Source organism: Oryzihumus leptocrescens (assembly GCF_006716205.1).
GTDB lineage: Bacteria > Actinomycetota > Actinomycetes > Actinomycetales > Dermatophilaceae > Oryzihumus > Oryzihumus leptocrescens.
This window is the reverse complement of sequence record NZ_VFOQ01000001.1, coordinates 1915079-1930559: the sequence shown is the minus strand read 5'-3', so window position 1 is coordinate 1930559 and position 15481 is coordinate 1915079. Positions and strand designations below refer to the sequence as shown.

Below are 15481 nucleotides of genomic sequence, written 5' to 3'. Positions count from 1 at the left end.
GGGGTGCGTCCGAACACGCCCGGTGTCGGTGGTGCCGCCTACGATCGGGCGCCATGACACATCGTGAGGCCTTCGTCGAGGCCGCCCGGGCCGCGCAGTCCCTGCTGGCACATCCCGAGGTCGCGGAGCGCTGGTCGCAGCCGAGCGCCTGCGAGGGGTTCACCGTCGGTGGCCTCGCCGCCCACCTGGCCACCCAGGTCCTCAAGGTTCCTGATGTCCTGGCCAGTGAGAGCGGCGCCGACGCGCCCAAGACGCTGCTCGGGCACTACGCCAGCGTCGCGTGGGTCGGCGCCGAGCTCGAGTCCGACATCAACGTCGGCATCCGGGACGAGGGAGAGGCCCTGGCCGCGGACGGGGCGCAGGCCCTTGCTGGGCAGGTGGCGGACGTGACCGAGAAGCTGTCCGCGCTGCTGGCCGCGCAGCCGGCCGACCGTGTCGTGGTGCTGCCCTGGGTCGGCTGGTCGCTGGCCCTGGACGACTACCTCACGACCCGGATGATGGAGATCGCGGTCCACCGCGACGACCTGGCCGTGAGCGTGGGGGTCGAGGTGGGCGACCTGCCCGAGGCGGTCTTCGGGCCGGTGCTCGACCTGCTGGCCCGCCTGGCGGCGCGCCGTCACGGCCAGACCGCGATGCTGCGGGCCCTGGCCCGCGCCGAGCGCGCCCCGGAGCGCATCAACGCACTCTGAACCACCGCGCTGAGAACCAGTGCGCTTCTGAAGCAACCGCTCCACAAACGCCGCACCACCCCGAGGGGTGGTGGTCGCGGCGTCGGCGTGGCTGCGGTCAGCCCTCGGTGGGCTCGAGGCGCAGGCTGATCGAGTTGATGCAGTACCGCTGGTCAGTCGGCACGTCGTAGCCCTCGCCCTCGAAGACGTGGCCAAGGTGGGAGCCACAGCTTGCGCAGCGGACCTCGACCCGCTTCATGCCCAGGCTGCTGTCCTCGATGTACTGCACCCGGTCCTCGGCCAGGGGAGCGTAGAACGACGGCCACCCGCAGTGGCTGTCGAACTTGGTGTCGCTGCGGAACAGCTCCGCGCCGCAGGCGCGACAGGAGTAGACGCCTTGGGTCTTGGTGTCGGTGTACTCGCCGGTCCACGGCCGCTCTGTGCCGGCCTGGCGCAGCACCTGGTACTCCGCGGGGCTGAGCTCGGCGCGCCACTCCTCCTCGGTCCGGGCTACGGGGTAGGTGCGCTCGTCGGTCATGGGGGTCCTCCTGACGGGACGTCGGAACCAGCTCACGGTCAGGTCAACCCTGCCGGCAGGCGGAACGTTCCCGCGCAGGCGGGGCCACGGCATACCAGCGCGGTATGCCGTGGCCGCGCCGGCCAGGCGCGCCTGTCAGGGCCGCGTGCCGATGGCCTGCGGGGCGCCGCGGTGTCCGGCCGGCTCGGCGAAGATCGCCTTGACCGCGTCGGCACGGGCGGAGGAGTCCGCCGGCAGGTCGATGAGCATCAGGCCGGTCACCGCGAGGGCGGCCGAGGCGGCAAGGACCTGCCAGGAGGAGCGGGGCAGGGCGGGGGCGGCGGGCATGGGAGTGCTCCTGAGAGGGGACTGCGGGGGACGCGAAGGACACTAGAGGCCGAAATGTCTGAATTCTGTTGCGGGATGGCATATTTCACGCAAATTCGCGGACGCGGACCTAGGGTGGCTGGCATGAGCGCGGCGACGGTCCTCGAGGTGCCCGGCCCCGACGGGGCGACCCGGCAGGTCCGGGTGTCCAGTCCGGACCGCGTGATGTGGCCCGCCGTCGGGGTGACCAAGCTGGAGCTGGCGGAGTACGTCGTCGCCATCGGGGACGGACTGCTGCGTGCGGTCGGGGACCGGCCGGTGACGCTGCAGCGCTACCCCGACGGCATCGAGGGGGAGGCGTTCTACTCCAAGAACCCGCCGCGCGGCGTGCCGGAGTGGACCCGGACGGTGACGTGCACCTACCCCTCGGGGCGCCGGCACCCGCAGCTGGTCGTCGATGAGGTCGCGACCGCCGTCTGGGCCGTGCAGATGAACACCGTGACCTTCCACCCGTGGCCGGTGCGTGCGGCGGACAACGACAACCCCGACGAGCTGCGCATCGACCTCGACCCGCAGCCCGGGAGGGGCTTCCGTGACGCCGTCGAGGCCGCACAGGCCCTGCGCGAGCTGCTGCTGGAGCTGGGCCTGACGCCGTGGGTGAAGACGTCGGGCAACCGTGGAGTGCACGTCCATGCCCGGGTGCGCCCGACGCACGAGTTCCTCGACGTGCGGCACGGCGTCATCGGCGTGGCCCGCGAGCTCGAGCGCCGGCTGCCGGACCTGGTCACCACGGCGTGGTGGAAGGAGGAGCGTGGCGAGCGGGTCTTCGTCGACTTCAACCAGGCGTGCCGGGACCGCACCATCGCCTCGGCGTACAGCCCCCGCCCGCTGCCGGGCGCGCCGGTGTCCATGCCGGTGACCTGGGAGGCGCTGCCCGACGTGGCCCCCGGCGACTTCACGGTCCGCACGGCCCCGACGATCGTCGCCAGCGACGGCGACGCGTGGGCGGGCATCGACGCGGCGGTCGGTGAGGTCTCCGCGGCGATCGCGTTGTGGGACAAGGACGTCCACGAGCGGGGGCTTGGCGAGATGCCGTTCCCGCCGGACTACCCCAAGATGCCCGGCGAGCCGATGCGGGTGCAGCCCTCCCGGGCCCGCAAGGTCGACCAGGCCGACGCCTGACGCCTCACGGCAGGGCCCCGCGGGCAGCTCGGGCGCCTGACCGTCCTTCTGCTCGATGACGGGCCGGCGCGACGCTCGTTCACTGGAACGGTCGGAGCCCGGAGGTGAGGTGGATGAGCCAGCAGCCGCTCACGATCCTGTTCATGCCCGAGTCGGCGTACGGACCGACCAACAACTGCATCGGCATCGGCGACGTGCTCCGCAGGCGGGGGCACCGGGTGGTCTTCGCGGCCGAGGCCTCGTGGAAGGGGCGGCTGGCCCCGCTGGGCTTCGAGGAGGAGCTCGTCGAGCTGTCGCCGCCCGCTGAGGGCGAGGGACAGGCCGACGGGGCGCAGGACGCCGGCCGGTTCTGGAAGGACTTCATCCACGAGACCGCGCCGGAGTTCCGCAAGCCCACGATCGAGCAGCTCGAGACCTTCATCAGGCCGACGTTCCAGGCGCTCATCGACGGTGCCGTCTACTGCCAGCCGAGGCTGAGGCAGATCGTCGCGCAGGTGCGGCCGGATGTCGTCGTCGAGGACAACGTCGTCAGCTTCCCCGCGCTCCTCACGAGTGGCGCGCCATACGTGCGGATCATGTCCTGTAACCCGCTGGAGGTGCGCGGCCCGCAGGTCCCACCGACGTTCTCCGGCCTGCCCTCCGGCGAGCGTGGCGAGTGGGACGCGTTCCGCAGGGAGTACGAGCGGACGCACCGCCCCCTGTGGGACTCGTTCAACGCGTGGGTCCAGGAGCAGGGGGCCCCCGCGCTGCCGGACCTCGACTTCGTGCACACCTCGGAGGACCTCAACCTGTACGTCTACCCCGAGGCCGTGGACTACCCGCGGGAGATGGCCCCCACGTGGCACCGCCTGGAGTCGAGCGTCCGCGCGACCGAGTCAGGGCTCGAGCTCCCCGACGTGGTCACGGACCGGCCGGAGGGATCAGCCCTGGTGTACCTGTCGCTGGGGTCGCTGGGCAGCGCCGACGTCGAGCTGATGAAGCGCCTCGTCGACGTCCTCTCCCGGACGCCGCATCGCTACATCGTCTCGACGGGGCCGTGCCACCGGGAGTACGAGCTCGCGGGGAACATGTGGGGGCAGGAGTTCCTGCCGCAGACGAAGATCCTGCCCCTCGTCGACCTGGTGCTCACCCACGGCGGCAACAACACCACGGTGGAGGCGCTGCACTTCGGCAAGCCGATGGTGGTCCTGCCGCTGTTCTGGGACCAGTACGACAACGCCCAGCGGATGGCGGAGACCGGGTTCGGCGTGCGGCTGGACACCTACACGTTCACCGAGGAGGAGATGCGCTCCGCGATCGACCGCCTCCTGGGTGATGCGCCGCTGCGCGCCCGGCTGGCCCGGGTGTCAGCGCAGATCCGCTCCCGCGACGGGGTCAGCCGAGCCGCGGACCTCATCGAGGCCCTGGCCCACAGCCGGCAGCGTCTGCCGTGACGCTGCCGGCTTGGAGGTGCTGACCGGCGCGCGACCGGGACTCCAGGTCCTACTGGACGGTCGCGGTACGGGCGTAGACGTTGCTCACCCGGTGCCCGCGACGGTCCATCATGCGGACCTGGTCGTCGACGGACTGCAGGGCGCTCGCGCTGAGCGTGCGAAGCCGGGACAAGGCCACCCGCTCCTGGGAGTCACCGCCGATGGCCCCGATCTTGATCAACCCGACGCCCGGCGCGTAGAACTTCGTCTGGATGCCGCTGGTGGGGTCGAGCGGGCTGGTCTCGTGCGTCAGCAGCACGTTGTCGTAGCAGTTCACCGGGACGCAGACGCGCAGCCCCTTGGCGAACACCGTCGTGACGTCGAAGAAGTCGATCCGCGGCACCAGGCCCTCGGTGTACGTCGTCCCCACGGTCGGCCGTGCCAGCATGTGGATGCCGCCCCTGGCACCGGCCAGCCCGTTGATCCAGGTGCTCGGTGCGCCGACGAACTTGCCGTTGTCGAACTCCTCGGGGTACTCGCCCATGTTCCAGACGGTGCCGTTGTCGTCCTGCGCGAAGAAGGCCAGCTCCGCCTCCTGGACCTGGCCACTCCTTTCGTCGATGTCCAGCACGACCCGCGTGGTGACGCCGTTGATCACCTTGGTCAGGTCGGTGACGGTGAACACGATCGAGTGCGGCACCGTCTTGCCGGCCTCGGTGACCGTGCCCGTGTAGGTGAACTCGGTGCCCGGCACGAGGGGGAAGTACGGGTTGTCGATCCGGGTGGGGTGGCTGAACGTCCCCATCGGTGGGGGCGGCACGACCTTGGCCGTCGTGGACGCCGTCGCCGGGCCGGCCAGGGCGAGCAGGGGCAGGGCCACCAGCGCGACCACGAGGGTGGGCCGGCGACGTCGGCGCGATGTTCTGGGCATGGGCTCTCCTCGCAGGTCACGTTCCGTGGTCGGGCATCCCCCGGGAAGCTGTGGGTGTGCTCCAGTTTGCGTGCGCGTCCTGCGGCCGTGATCGTCCGCCGGTGCGGCCGCCGGTGCGGCGACGGCAGGACGTGGTCGGCAGCCGACGGCGCAGGTGGGTCATGCACGTGGTGGACGCAGATGGCGTAGGCCCCGGTTGCCATCCCCTCGGCCGGGCGGCAATCCCCAATGTTCACAGGCAGATACAGGTATCCCGTGCCCCTCAGGTGAGGGGCGCGGCATACCTCGGGGCGCGTGGCTCAGGTGGTGCTGGCCGCTTCTGTGCGACGGAGCTCCCGCATCCGGGACCGCAGGTACAGCGAGGGCACGACCAGCAGGTTGAGCAGGGTCGAGGTGACGAGGCCACCCAGGACGACGATGGCCAGCGGGTGCTCGATCTCGTGACCGGGCCGGTCGCCCAGGACCACGAGGGGCACCAGGGCCAGCCCCGTGGCCAGGGTGGTCATGAGGATCGGCGAGAGCCGCTCGCGTGCCCCGCGCAGGACCAGGCCCGGGCCGACCGGTTCGCCCTCGTCCCGCTCCAGGGTCTGGAAGTGGTTGATGAGCAGGATGCCGTTGCGGGCCGCGATGCCGAAGACGGTGAAGAAGCCGACCAGTGACCCGAGCGAGATGACCCCGCCGGTGAACCAGGCCGAGAGCACCCCACCGACGAGGGCCATCGGCAGCGTGGCGAGGATGAGGAAGGCCAGCCTCCAGCGGCCGAACGAGGCCTGCAGCAGCATGAGGATGGCGAAGACGGCCAGGGCCGCGGAGCCGAACAGCGTGCGCTGGGCCGACTGCCGCTCCTCGTACTCACCGATCACCTCGGCGTGGTAGCCCTCCGGGAAGCTGACCGTGTTCACCTTGGCCTGGATCTGCTGCACGATCGAGCCGAGGTCGCCGCCCTCGAAGCTGGCGCCGACGTCCAGCCGCCGGGAGCCGCCCTCGCGGTCGATGCTGTTGGGGTTCGGCCGGACCGCCACGTCCGCGACGTCCTTGAGGCGCACCCGCTGTCCCGAGGAGCTGTCGAGCGTGAGGTTCTGGATGGCGGTGACGCTGTTCCGGCTGCTCGGCGTGCTCCAGACGACCGTGTCGTACGCCTTGCCCGCGCGGAAGATGTCACCGACCTCCTCGCCCGCCACCATGGTCGAGGCCGCGCGGCGCACGTCACCGGGTTTGATCCCGTAGCGCTGGGCCTTGGCGAGGTTCACCGTGACCTCGATCTGGGGCACGTCGGAGGAGATGTCCACGTGCGCGTCGACCGTGCCCGGGACGGCGGCGACGAGCTTCTGGATCTGCGCGGCCTTGGACCGCAGCACGTCGAGGTTCTCCCCGAAGACCCGGACGATGATCGGCTCCTTGCCGCCGGTCAGGACCTCCTGGATGCGCTCGTCGAGGTAGGTCTGCACCTCGCGGAACAGGCCGGGGTGCTGCTCGGCCACGGCGTTGACCTTGTCGAGGGTCGCCTCGTAGTCCACGGACGGGTCGAGGCTGATCCAGTTCTCGCCGAGGTTGACCCCGGCCACCTCCTCCCCGAGCAGTGCCTGGCCGATGTGCGCGCCGAACGACCGCACCCCCGGTATCGCGCGCAGCTCCTTGCTGACCTGCGCGGTGGAGCGCGCCATCTCCGCGTCGGAGGTGCCCGGGGTGGTCACCCAGTGCATGAGCAGGTCGCGCTCCTTGAACGCGGGGAAGAGCGACGACCCCAGGTGGGGCACGATGACGGCGGCGGCGATGGTGAGCACGCCGAAGGCGGCGTAGACCGGGCGCGGTCGACGGACCACCCGGGCCAGCAACCAGGTGTAGCCGCGCTGCAGGACCTTGACGACGGGAGACTCGCGCCGCTCGATGGGGGCCTTGCGCAGGAGGAGCAGCGTCAGGGCCGGCGTGACCGTCAGGGCCACGACCATCGAAGCCAGGATCGCGAGCGTGTAGGACCACGCCAGGGGCCGGAAGAACGCCCCGGTCAGGCCCTGCAGCAGGAAGACCGGCACGCTCGCCGCGACGATGATCAACGTGGCGTAGACGATGGGGCTCCTGACCTCCAGGGAGGCGTCGAGGATGATCGACGCGGTCGACCGGCCGGTGCCGGCCCGGCGGTTCTGCCTCAGGCGTCTGACGATGTTCTCCACGTCGATGATCGCGTCGTCCACGACCGCGCCCAGGGCTATGACGATGCCGGCGAGCGTCATCGTGTTGACCGTGTCGCCCCGGAGGTAGAGCACGTACATCGTCGCGACCAGCGACAGCGGGATGGTGATGAGGCTGATCAGGGCCACCCGCCACTCGAACAGGAACAGGCCCAGGATCACCACGACGAGCAGGAAGCCCAGGACCAGGGCCTGCGTGAGGTTGGAGATGGCCAGCTTGATGAAGTTGGCCTGCTGGAAGATCGTCGTCTTGAACTGGATGTCGGGCAGGCCCGGCTGGAGCTGCTTGAGCGCGTCCTCGACGCCCTGGGTCATCTGCAGGGTGTTGGCCCAGGGCAGCTTCTCCACGACGAGGAGGATCCCCGGGGTGTCGTTGATGATCGCGTCACCGAAGAGCGGCTGGTTCGTCTCCTCGACCGTGGCGACGTCACCGAGCTTCACCGGGCTCTTCCCGGTCGCCCGGACCGGCACCTGGGCCATGTCCGCGGCGGTCGTGATCGGCAGGACGTTGCGCACGCCCAGCCGCTGGTTCGGCGTCTCGAGGCTGCCCCCGGTGCCGATGACCGCACCGCTGGAGAACTTCAGCAGCCCCGAGTCGACCGCGTCCGAGGTGACCTGCATGACCTGGTCCAGGGTCACGTCGTGGTCCGCCAGCTTCGGCGGGTCGACCTGGACGGTCATCAGCTGCAGCCGCTCGTTCCAGATGGCCACGTTGGCCACGCCAGGCACCTGCAGCAGCCGGGCACGGATGGTCCAGTACGCCATCATCGACATCTCGATGAGCGAGTGGCTCTTGCTCGTCATGCCGACCTGCATCGCCCGGCCGGTGGCGGAGACCGGCGCCAGCATCACCGGCGGGGCCGCCCAGGTGGGCAGGTTGGGGATCACCGTGGCCAGCCGCTCCTGGACCAGCTCCCGGTCACGGAACAGGTCGGTGTCCGGCTTGAAGACGAGCTCGATGGAGTTCAGCTGCGGGACGGACTTCGAGCGTAGGTCGTCCAGCCCCTGCAGCCCGTAGAGCGCCTGCTCCAGGGGGACGGCGACGAGCTGCTCGACGTCCGAGGTCGACAGGCCCAGGCAGGCGGTCTGGATGACCACCCGGGGCGGGGCGAACTCCGGGAAGACGTCCACCCGCATCGAGGACAACGACGAGATGCCCACGGTCATCATCGCGACCGCCGCCGCGACGACGATGTACCGGAACCGCAGGCTGCCGCTGACGATGCGGCGCATCAGCCCGCCGCGCCCCGGGGAGGTCATTCCTCACCGCTGATGTCGTACTCGACGCCCAGCAGCTCGGGGGAGCCGACCGTCACCACCTTGGTCCCCACGGCGGGACCCTTGGTGAGGACGGCCAGGTCCCCGGTGATGAAGTCGACCGTGATCGGTTTGCGCAGGTAGGTGAGCGCCCCGGTCTCCGCGTAGGTCCATGAGCTGCCGTCGCGGTCGTAGACCACCGCCGAGTAGGGGATGACCAGCCGGTGTGCGGTGCGGACGCCGTCCGGGGAGGTGGCGTCGGCCAGGCGAGCCGGCGCCGTGGACAGCCCCAGGCGGCTCGCCGCCTCCGACGACAGGTGCACCGCCGGGACGGGTGAGCCGACCACGGCCACCACGGACGCCGGCGGGGCCACGGCCTTCTCCGTGGCGGTGGCCCCCGAGCAGGCCGTTGCCCCCGCGAGCACGATGCCCGCCGCGATCAGCACCTTGAACCTCATGGCCATCTCCCGTTCATCGCCCGTCGGCCGGCGCCGCAGCGGCGCTCGCGGGACCGGTCGCGTGCGGTTCGTCCGGACGGGCCGGCCCGCGGCCGGCCGTCGTCAGCAGGTACAGCGCAGGAAGCACCATCAGGGCGGTCAGGACGTAGGTCACCAGACCACCGAGGACGGCGACCGCCATGGGCTGCAGCAGCTCGAGCCCGGCCCCGCCGAGGACCAGGGGCGGCAGGAACACCGCGGCCACGGCCAGGCTGGTGAGCAGGACCGGCAGCACGCGCTCGCTCGTGCCCCGGCGCACGACCTCGGCACCGCTGACCTCACCGTTGCCGGCGTCGACCCCGCCGTCCCCGCTCTCGAGCTCCTGGTAGCGGCGCACCTGCCCCAGCAGGCCGTGGCTCGCGATACCGAGGACGGCCAGCAGGCCGGCCACGAACCCGACCGACCCGTTCGTCCCGAAGGCCAGGCCGGTCACGAGGCCACCGGCGCAGGCGAGCACGATCATCACCGTCAGCAGCGCCGCTCGGCGCCAGCTGGAGGTGGCCGCCTGCAGGAGCAGGACGCCTCCGAGCAGCACGGCGAGGACGTACAGCAGCTCACGTCGGTTGAGGGCCTGGTCGTCGACGGCGGAGCCGATGACCTCCGCGTGGTACTCCAGCGGCATCGCCATCCTGGCGACCCGCGCTCGCAGGTCCGCGACGACGGCGCCCGGGTCGCGGCCGCTGATGCCCGCGGTCACGTCCACCGAGCGGGCGACGCCGTTGTGCTCGATGGCCGTCGGCTCGCTGACGAGCCGCACGGTGGCGACCTGGCTGAGCGGCACCTGCTTGCCGGACGGGGTGTCGAGGCGGAGGGCCTCCAGGCCCGGCAGGCTGGCCCGGGTGGTCGCCTTGCCCAGCACCACCACGTCGAAGATCTTCTGCTCCTCGTAGATGCTGCCGACGGTCAGGCCGGACACCAGCGTCGTGGTGTCCCGGCGCACGTCGCCGGGGGCCAGCCCGAGGCGTCGCGCCGCGTCGAGCTTGACCTGGATCTCCACGGTGGGCTGGGTCAGCTGCTGCTCGACCCTGGGCCCCACCACGCCGGGCACGCCGCGCATCATGTCCTGCAGCTCGCGGGCCTTGGCGCGCATCGTGGCGACGTCGATGCCGAACAGGCGCACGGTGAGGTCGCTCGGGGTCCGTGACGCGGTGTCGACCGTCTGCTGGGCGTAGCTGACGACCTGGCCGCGGACGCCGGGGTACTGCGCCAGCTCGCGGCGCACCCGCTCGATGGTCGCCTGCTCGTCCGCCGTGCGGTCCAGGGTCATCCAGAGCTCGGCGGCGTTGACGTCGACCGCCTGGTCCGCGGTGATGGCCCGTCCGATGTGCGTGCCGACCTCGGCGACACCGGGCAGCGTCCTGAGCACCGCGGCCTCCCGGTCCGTGACCCTCTCCGTCTCCCCGAGCGCGGTGCCGGAGGGCGTGCGCAGCTGGACCAGCAGGTTGCGCTCGTGCAGGACGGGCAGCGACGGGGTCAGGTCCACCCGCGGCAGGAGTGCGACGGCCAGCACGGCCAGGACGGCGAGGGCGGCCAGCGGGATCGCGCGACGCGCGGGCGAGCGGCGCGCGAGGCGGTCGCCGGTCCGCTGGAGCCAGCCCTCGACGGGACCTGCCGCGCCGGCCCGCTCGTGCTCGCCGAGCAGGATGACCGTCAGTGCCGGCGTCACCGTGAGCGCGACGACCAGGGACAGGACGAGCGCCAGCGCGTAGGCGGCTGCTGCCGCCCGCGTGAACGGCACCACCGACTCGCTCAGGAAGAGCATGGGCGTGATGACGAGCAGGCTGACCAGGGTGGCCGTCACGAGTGGGACCCGGGTCGCGGCCATGGCCTCGGCGATGACCGCCGTGGCGCCGGCGCGGCCACTGGCCGGCCCGCCGCGGGCCCGGATCCGGGCGCGCAGCCCCGTCACGCCGCTGACGGACTGCTCGACCACGGCGCCGACGGCGACCGCCAGGCCCAGCATGGTCATGCTCGTCATCGTCGTGTGGAACAGGAACAGCACGTATGCCGCGAGCACCAGGGGGACGGCGATGCCCAGGAGGCTCACGAGCAGGGCGCGCCACGACCACAGGACCAGGGCGAGGACCAGCACGAGCAGCACCAGCGAGGCGATTGCCGCCATCCCGAGGTTGTGGGTCGCCTCCTCGATGAAGGTCGCGGGGCGGTACAGCTGGGTGTTCACCGTGATCCCCTGCAGGCCGGGGGCCATGTCGGCCATCGCCTTCTCGACCGCCTGGGTGACCTCCTGGGTGTTGGCCTCGGGGAACTTCTCCAGCACGAGGACCAGCCCGGCGCCACCGTCGACGATCGCGTCGCCGATGAGCGGCTGGTGGTCCTCGGCCACGGTGGCCACGTCGCCGAGTCGCAGGCCGCCCGTGCCCTCCACCGCGACGTTCGCGAGGTCCCCGGGGGCGGTGATCGGCAGCATGTGCTGCACCGCCATCCGCTGGGACGGGCTCTCGATGAAGCCGCCGGTTCCTGGCGTGGAGGCCTCGACGAACGTCAGGGGCGAGACCCACAGGGCGTTCCCGGCAGTCTCCAGCAGCTTGGTCAGGGTGAGGCCCTTGGCGTTGAGCGTCCGGGGGTCCACCTGGACCTGGAGCTGACGGTCGCGCTGGCCCCAGATGGAGACGTTGGCGACGCCGGGCACACCCATCAGGCGGGGCCGGATCTTCCAGCGCGCGAGGATCGACTGGTCGATGAGGGACACCGACTTCGACGAGAGCGAGATCATCGCCACCCGGCTGGTCGCGGCCAGTGGCTGGATCATCAGCGGTGGCGTGCCGACGTTGGGCAGGGCGTGCGCCTGGGTCATCCGCTCCTGCACCATCTGCCGGGCGGTGTAGAGGTCCGTGCCGGGCTCGAAGGTCATGTCGATCTGGGACAGGCCCGGCATCGACAGCGAGTGGATGTGGGCCAGGAACGGCACGCCGTTGAGCAGGTCCTGCTCGAGCGGGACGGTGATGAGCTGCTCGACCTCCTGGGCCGAGAGGCCGAGCGCCTCGCTCTGCACCTGCACGGAGGGCGGGGTGAACTCGGGGTAGACGTCCACGGCGGCCGAGGGCAGCTGGACCAGGGCGAGGACCAGCAACGCCACCGCGGCTGCGATGACGAGCCGTCCCATCTTCAACCCCGATGCGAGGACCCAGCTCATGCGACCACCCCGTCAAGTGGGGACTGACACCTGACCCAGCCTCCTCCCGGGGTCGCAGCACAGGAATCCCACAGGTGGCCTAGGACGGGTGAGGTTCCCGGCGTACCCGGGCTCGTGTCGCGGCACGCCGGATGGAGGAGGGGGTGAGGCGTTTCTGCCGCGCGACCCCGTGCCAGGTGGTGAGAATGGGCTCCATGCGCCTACCCGTCATGCCACCCGTCGCACCCATGCTGGCCAAGGCGGTCAAGGACCTGCCCGAGGCCGCGGTCAGCTTCGAGCCCAAGTGGGACGGCTTCCGCTCCGTGGTGTTCCGGGACGGGGAGGAGGTCGAGATCGGCAGCCGCAACGAGAAGCCGATGACCCGCTACTTCCCCGAGCTCGTCGAGGCCTTCCGGGCCAACCTGCCCCCGCGGTGCGTCGTCGACGGCGAGATCGTCCTCGTCGGCCCCGGCGGCGACCGGCTCGACTTCGACGCGCTGCAGCAGCGCATCCACCCCGCGGCCAGCCGGGTGGCCATGCTCGCCGAGCAGACGCCGGCCCGCTTCGTCGCGTTCGACCTGCTGGCCCTGGATGACGAGGACCTCACCGGCCGGCCGTTCTCGGAGCGCCGGGAGGCCCTGGTCCGGGCGCTCGCGGACGCCGAGGCGCCGGTGCACGTCACGGCCGCGACCACCGACCGCGACCTCGCCCGGCAGTGGTTCCACCAGTTCGAGGGCGCCGGCCTCGACGGTGTCGTCGCCAAGCCGCTCGACGGGGTCTACGCCCCGGACAAGCGGGTGATGTTCAAGGTCAAGCACGAGCGCACCGCCGACTGCGTGGTGGCCGGCTACCGGCTGCACAAGAGCGGGCCGGACGCGATCGGCTCGCTGCTGCTCGGGCTGTACGACGCCGACGGGGACCTCGCCTCCGTGGGCGTCATCGGCGCCTTCCCGATGGCCCGCCGGCGCGAGCTGTTCGAGGAGCTGCAGCCGCTGGTCACGGGGTTCGACGACCACCCGTGGGCCTGGGGCCGGCAGGAGGAGGGCACCCGCACGCCGCGCAACGCCGAGGGCAGCCGCTGGGCGGCCGGCAAGGACCTGTCGTTCACCCCGCTGAGGCCCGAGCGCGTGGTCGAGGTCCGCTACGACCACATGGAGGGAGTGCGGTTCCGGCACACCGCGCAGTTCGTGCGCTGGCGTCCCGACCGCGACCCGCGCTCGTGCACCTACGAGCAGCTCGAGGAGCCGGTGAGCTTCGACCTCGCCGACGTGCTCGGCCAGCAGTGACCCGCCCGGCACCGCCGCGTGGCGCGTCGGGCCCGCCTGAGACGATGCGGCCATGCCGAGCCGACACCTGAGCCTGCGCAGGGGAGCCGCACTGGTCGGAGCCGCCGGCGCCGTCATGGCCGGTGCCTCCGCCGCCGGGAGCCTCGGTGCCGCAACGTACTTCGCCCGACGCGTCCTCACCCCGGACCCCCGCCGGCCCGACGACACCGAGGTGCTGTCCGTCGAGGACGGGTCGGTGACGCTCGGCCTCACCGAGAACACCCGCCTGCCGGGCCGCTACGGGCTCTGGCTCGACGGGGGAGAGGGGCACGCCCGTCTCGGGCAGGTCCTCGAGCTCGACGAGGCTGCCGGCCGGGTGCGCCGCGAGCTGCACGGTGTCGACTGCGGGCGGCTGGCAACCGGCTTCGCCCGGTGGAACCAGTACTACTACGGCCTCGCGCCGTCGGCCTCGCTCGGCCTGGCCTGCGAGGACGTCCTCGTGCGCTCCGACGTCGGCGACCTGCCGGCCTGGCACGTGCCGGCCGGGACCGGCGCCAACCGGCGATGGGCGGTGCTCGTCCATGGCCGTGGGGCCCGCCGGGAGGAGTGCCTGCGGGCCGTCCCGGTGCTGCACCGGGCCGGCTTCGACTGCTTGGTCCCGATGTACCGCAACGACATCGGGGCGCCGGCCAGCCCGGACGGGCGCTACAACCTCGGCCTGTCGGAGTGGCGCGACGTCGAGGCCGCCATGGTCCACGCCATCGACCACGGCGCCGAGGAGGTGGTGCTGGTCGGCTGGTCGATGGGTGGGGCGATCGTGCTCCAGGCGCTGGTGCGCTCCTGGCTGGCCGACCGGGTGACCCGGGTCGTCCTGGACGCCCCGGTCATCGACTGGGCCGACGTGCTGCGCCACCAGGCCGCCCTCAACCGGCTGCCCGGGCCGGTCGGCGCGCTGGGCCGCTCGCTCATCGGGCGGCGCTCCGCCCGTCGGCTGGTCGGGGTCCACGAGCCGATCGACGTGGCCGAGACCGACTGGGTCGCCCGCGCCGACGAGTTGGCCCACCCGGTGCTGCTCATCCACTCCGAGGACGACGAGTTCGTCCCGGCCGGCCCGTCGGCCGCGCTGGCCGCGAAGCGGCCGGACCTCGTGCGCTACGTGCCGTGGCGCGGGGCACGGCATACCAAGGAGTGGAACCAGGACCCGCAGCGCTGGGAGCAGGTGGTGGGCGACTTCCTGTGCGGGTGACGGCGCCCTGCGGGTGATCCCTGCGGCGCCGGTGGCCCGCCTCAGCCGGTGGCGGCGTCGGCGCGCACCCAGCGGCCGAGCACGGTGCCCTCGGACTCGATGAGCACCCGCGGCACGAGGTGCTCGACGATCGATGGCCCCGCGGTGATGCGGGTGTGGTCGCCGGCCACGATGGTCGGCGCAATGGTCAGGCACAGCTCGTCGAGGTGACCGGCCGAGACCAGGTCGTGCATGAGCTGCGGGCCGCCCTCGCACAGGATCCGGGTCAGCCCGCGCGCGGCGAGCTCCTTGATGGCCGCGTCGAGGTCGACCCCGTCGCCCCCGCGGACGATGACGTTGTCCGCGCCGAGCGCCGCGCGGGCGGCCTCGACCGCGTCCTCCGGGGCCCGCTCGCAGGTGAGCAGGATGACCTCGCCGGCGCCCTCGGGACGCTCGCGCAGCAACGGGGGCAGCTGGGCCGAGCGGCTGGCCACGGCCAGCACGGGCGGGTCGGTGCGTCCGCTGCGGGCGCGGACGTCCTGCCACTGGGCCCGCGCGGCGATCGGGCGGTAGCCCTCGATCCGGGCGGTGCCGGCACCGACCAGGACCACGTCGGCGAGGGCGCGCAGCAGGCCGAAGACCTCGCGGTCGGCGCCGGTGTTGATCGACCCGGACCGGCCGTCGGAGCCGGTGGCGGCCCCGTCGAGGGTGGTCACGAAGTTGGCCCGGACCCACGGCACGCCGCGGGTGGCGCTGCGCGGGTACTCGTAGAGCTCGGCCAGGGCCTCCGGGCTGAGCCGGCCGTCGCCCTCGTCGTCTGACGGGGCGTCCGGGTGGGGTAGCAGCAGTCGCATCAGAGCCATCCTGCCAGTGGTGGG

General features: G+C 72.0%; 12 protein-coding genes. 5 read left to right on the top strand and 7 right to left on the bottom strand.

Translation table 11 applies throughout. The features are described 5' to 3' along the window. The first annotated feature begins 53 nt into the window (after positions 1–53). A complete protein-coding gene (locus FB474_RS09085; RefSeq protein ID WP_141788346.1) occupies positions 54–689 on the top strand; it encodes a maleylpyruvate isomerase N-terminal domain-containing protein in 636 nt (211 codons plus the stop codon). A 97-nt stretch (positions 690–786) separates the two neighbouring features. Here the strand turns inward: FB474_RS09085 and msrB are convergent, their stop codons facing one another. Both msrB and FB474_RS09075 read right to left on the bottom strand, forming a co-directional pair. Further along, on the bottom strand, positions 787–1206 hold the full coding sequence (gene msrB, locus FB474_RS09080; RefSeq protein WP_141788345.1) for a peptide-methionine (R)-S-oxide reductase MsrB: 420 nt from the start codon (positions 1204–1206) through the stop codon (positions 787–789). Between the two features lie 135 nt (positions 1207–1341). Continuing rightward, positions 1342–1533, bottom strand: a complete 192-nt coding sequence (locus tag FB474_RS09075; protein ID WP_141788344.1) for a hypothetical protein — start codon at positions 1531–1533, stop codon at positions 1342–1344. Positions 1534–1656: 123 nt separating this feature from the next. Between FB474_RS09075 and ligD the strand changes: the two genes are divergently transcribed. Next, positions 1657–2694, top strand: a complete 1038-nt coding sequence (gene ligD / locus FB474_RS09070; protein WP_141788343.1) for a non-homologous end-joining DNA ligase — start codon at positions 1657–1659, stop codon at positions 2692–2694. A 113-nt stretch (positions 2695–2807) separates the two neighbouring features. Next, positions 2808–4127, top strand: a complete 1320-nt coding sequence (locus FB474_RS09065; protein WP_141788342.1) for a glycosyltransferase — start codon at positions 2808–2810, stop codon at positions 4125–4127. Between the two features lie 49 nt (positions 4128–4176). On the opposite strand, the gene FB474_RS09060 is transcribed toward FB474_RS09065, so the two are convergent. The 4 genes from FB474_RS09060 to FB474_RS09045 all read right to left on the bottom strand — a co-directional run bounded on the left by FB474_RS09060 (position 4177) and on the right by FB474_RS09045 (position 12134). Further along, on the bottom strand, positions 4177–5037 hold the full coding sequence (locus FB474_RS09060; RefSeq protein ID WP_246092108.1) for a hypothetical protein: 861 nt from the start codon (positions 5035–5037) through the stop codon (positions 4177–4179). 299 nt (positions 5038–5336) lie between these two features. Then, on the bottom strand, positions 5337–8486 hold the full coding sequence (locus FB474_RS09055; protein ID WP_246092107.1) for an efflux RND transporter permease subunit: 3150 nt from the start codon (positions 8484–8486) through the stop codon (positions 5337–5339). Then, on the bottom strand, positions 8483–8941 hold the full coding sequence (locus FB474_RS09050; protein ID WP_141788341.1) for a hypothetical protein: 459 nt from the start codon (positions 8939–8941) through the stop codon (positions 8483–8485). Before FB474_RS09050 ends, FB474_RS09055 begins: the two co-directional genes overlap by 4 nt. 13 nt (positions 8942–8954) lie before the next feature. After that, positions 8955–12134, bottom strand: coding sequence for an efflux RND transporter permease subunit (locus tag FB474_RS09045; RefSeq protein ID WP_141788340.1), 3180 nt, complete (start codon positions 12132–12134; stop codon positions 8955–8957). 194 nt (positions 12135–12328) lie between these two features. On the opposite strand from FB474_RS09045, the gene FB474_RS09040 reads away from it, so the two are divergent. Beyond that, a complete protein-coding gene (locus FB474_RS09040; RefSeq protein ID WP_141788339.1) occupies positions 12329–13399 on the top strand; it encodes an ATP-dependent DNA ligase in 1071 nt (356 codons plus the stop codon). A 52-nt stretch (positions 13400–13451) separates the two neighbouring features. Next, entirely contained in the window at positions 13452–14624 is a 1173-nt protein-coding gene (locus tag FB474_RS09035) for an alpha/beta hydrolase (RefSeq protein ID WP_141788338.1), read from the top strand. 41 nt (positions 14625–14665) lie between these two features. Here the strand turns inward: FB474_RS09035 and FB474_RS09030 are convergent, their stop codons facing one another. After that, the gene (locus FB474_RS09030; protein WP_141788337.1) at positions 14666–15457 is read right to left on the bottom strand and encodes a pyrimidine reductase family protein; all 792 of its coding nucleotides are present in this window, start codon (positions 15455–15457) and stop codon (positions 14666–14668) included. Positions 15458–15481: the final 24 nt, after the last annotated feature.

Bases quoted from the DNA above. Each gene is read 5' to 3' on its own strand.
- FB474_RS09085 (WP_141788346.1), top strand. From the start codon at position 54: ATGACACATCGTGAGGCCTTCGTCGAGGCCGCCCGGGCCGCGCAGTCC.
- msrB (WP_141788345.1), bottom strand. From the start codon at position 1,206: ATGACCGACGAGCGCACCTACCCCGTAGCCCGGACCGAGGAGGAGTGG.
- FB474_RS09075 (WP_141788344.1), bottom strand. From the start codon at position 1,533: ATGCCCGCCGCCCCCGCCCTGCCCCGCTCCTCCTGGCAGGTCCTTGCC.
- ligD (WP_141788343.1), top strand. From the start codon at position 1,657: ATGAGCGCGGCGACGGTCCTCGAGGTGCCCGGCCCCGACGGGGCGACC.
- FB474_RS09065 (WP_141788342.1), top strand. From the start codon at position 2,808: ATGAGCCAGCAGCCGCTCACGATCCTGTTCATGCCCGAGTCGGCGTAC.
- FB474_RS09060 (WP_246092108.1), bottom strand. From the start codon at position 5,037: ATGCCCAGAACATCGCGCCGACGTCGCCGGCCCACCCTCGTGGTCGCG.
- FB474_RS09055 (WP_246092107.1), bottom strand. From the start codon at position 8,486: ATGACCTCCCCGGGGCGCGGCGGGCTGATGCGCCGCATCGTCAGCGGC.
- FB474_RS09050 (WP_141788341.1), bottom strand. From the start codon at position 8,941: ATGAGGTTCAAGGTGCTGATCGCGGCGGGCATCGTGCTCGCGGGGGCA.
- FB474_RS09045 (WP_141788340.1), bottom strand. From the start codon at position 12,134: ATGAGCTGGGTCCTCGCATCGGGGTTGAAGATGGGACGGCTCGTCATC.
- FB474_RS09040 (WP_141788339.1), top strand. From the start codon at position 12,329: ATGCGCCTACCCGTCATGCCACCCGTCGCACCCATGCTGGCCAAGGCG.
- FB474_RS09035 (WP_141788338.1), top strand. From the start codon at position 13,452: ATGCCGAGCCGACACCTGAGCCTGCGCAGGGGAGCCGCACTGGTCGGA.
- FB474_RS09030 (WP_141788337.1), bottom strand. From the start codon at position 15,457: ATGCGACTGCTGCTACCCCACCCGGACGCCCCGTCAGACGACGAGGGC.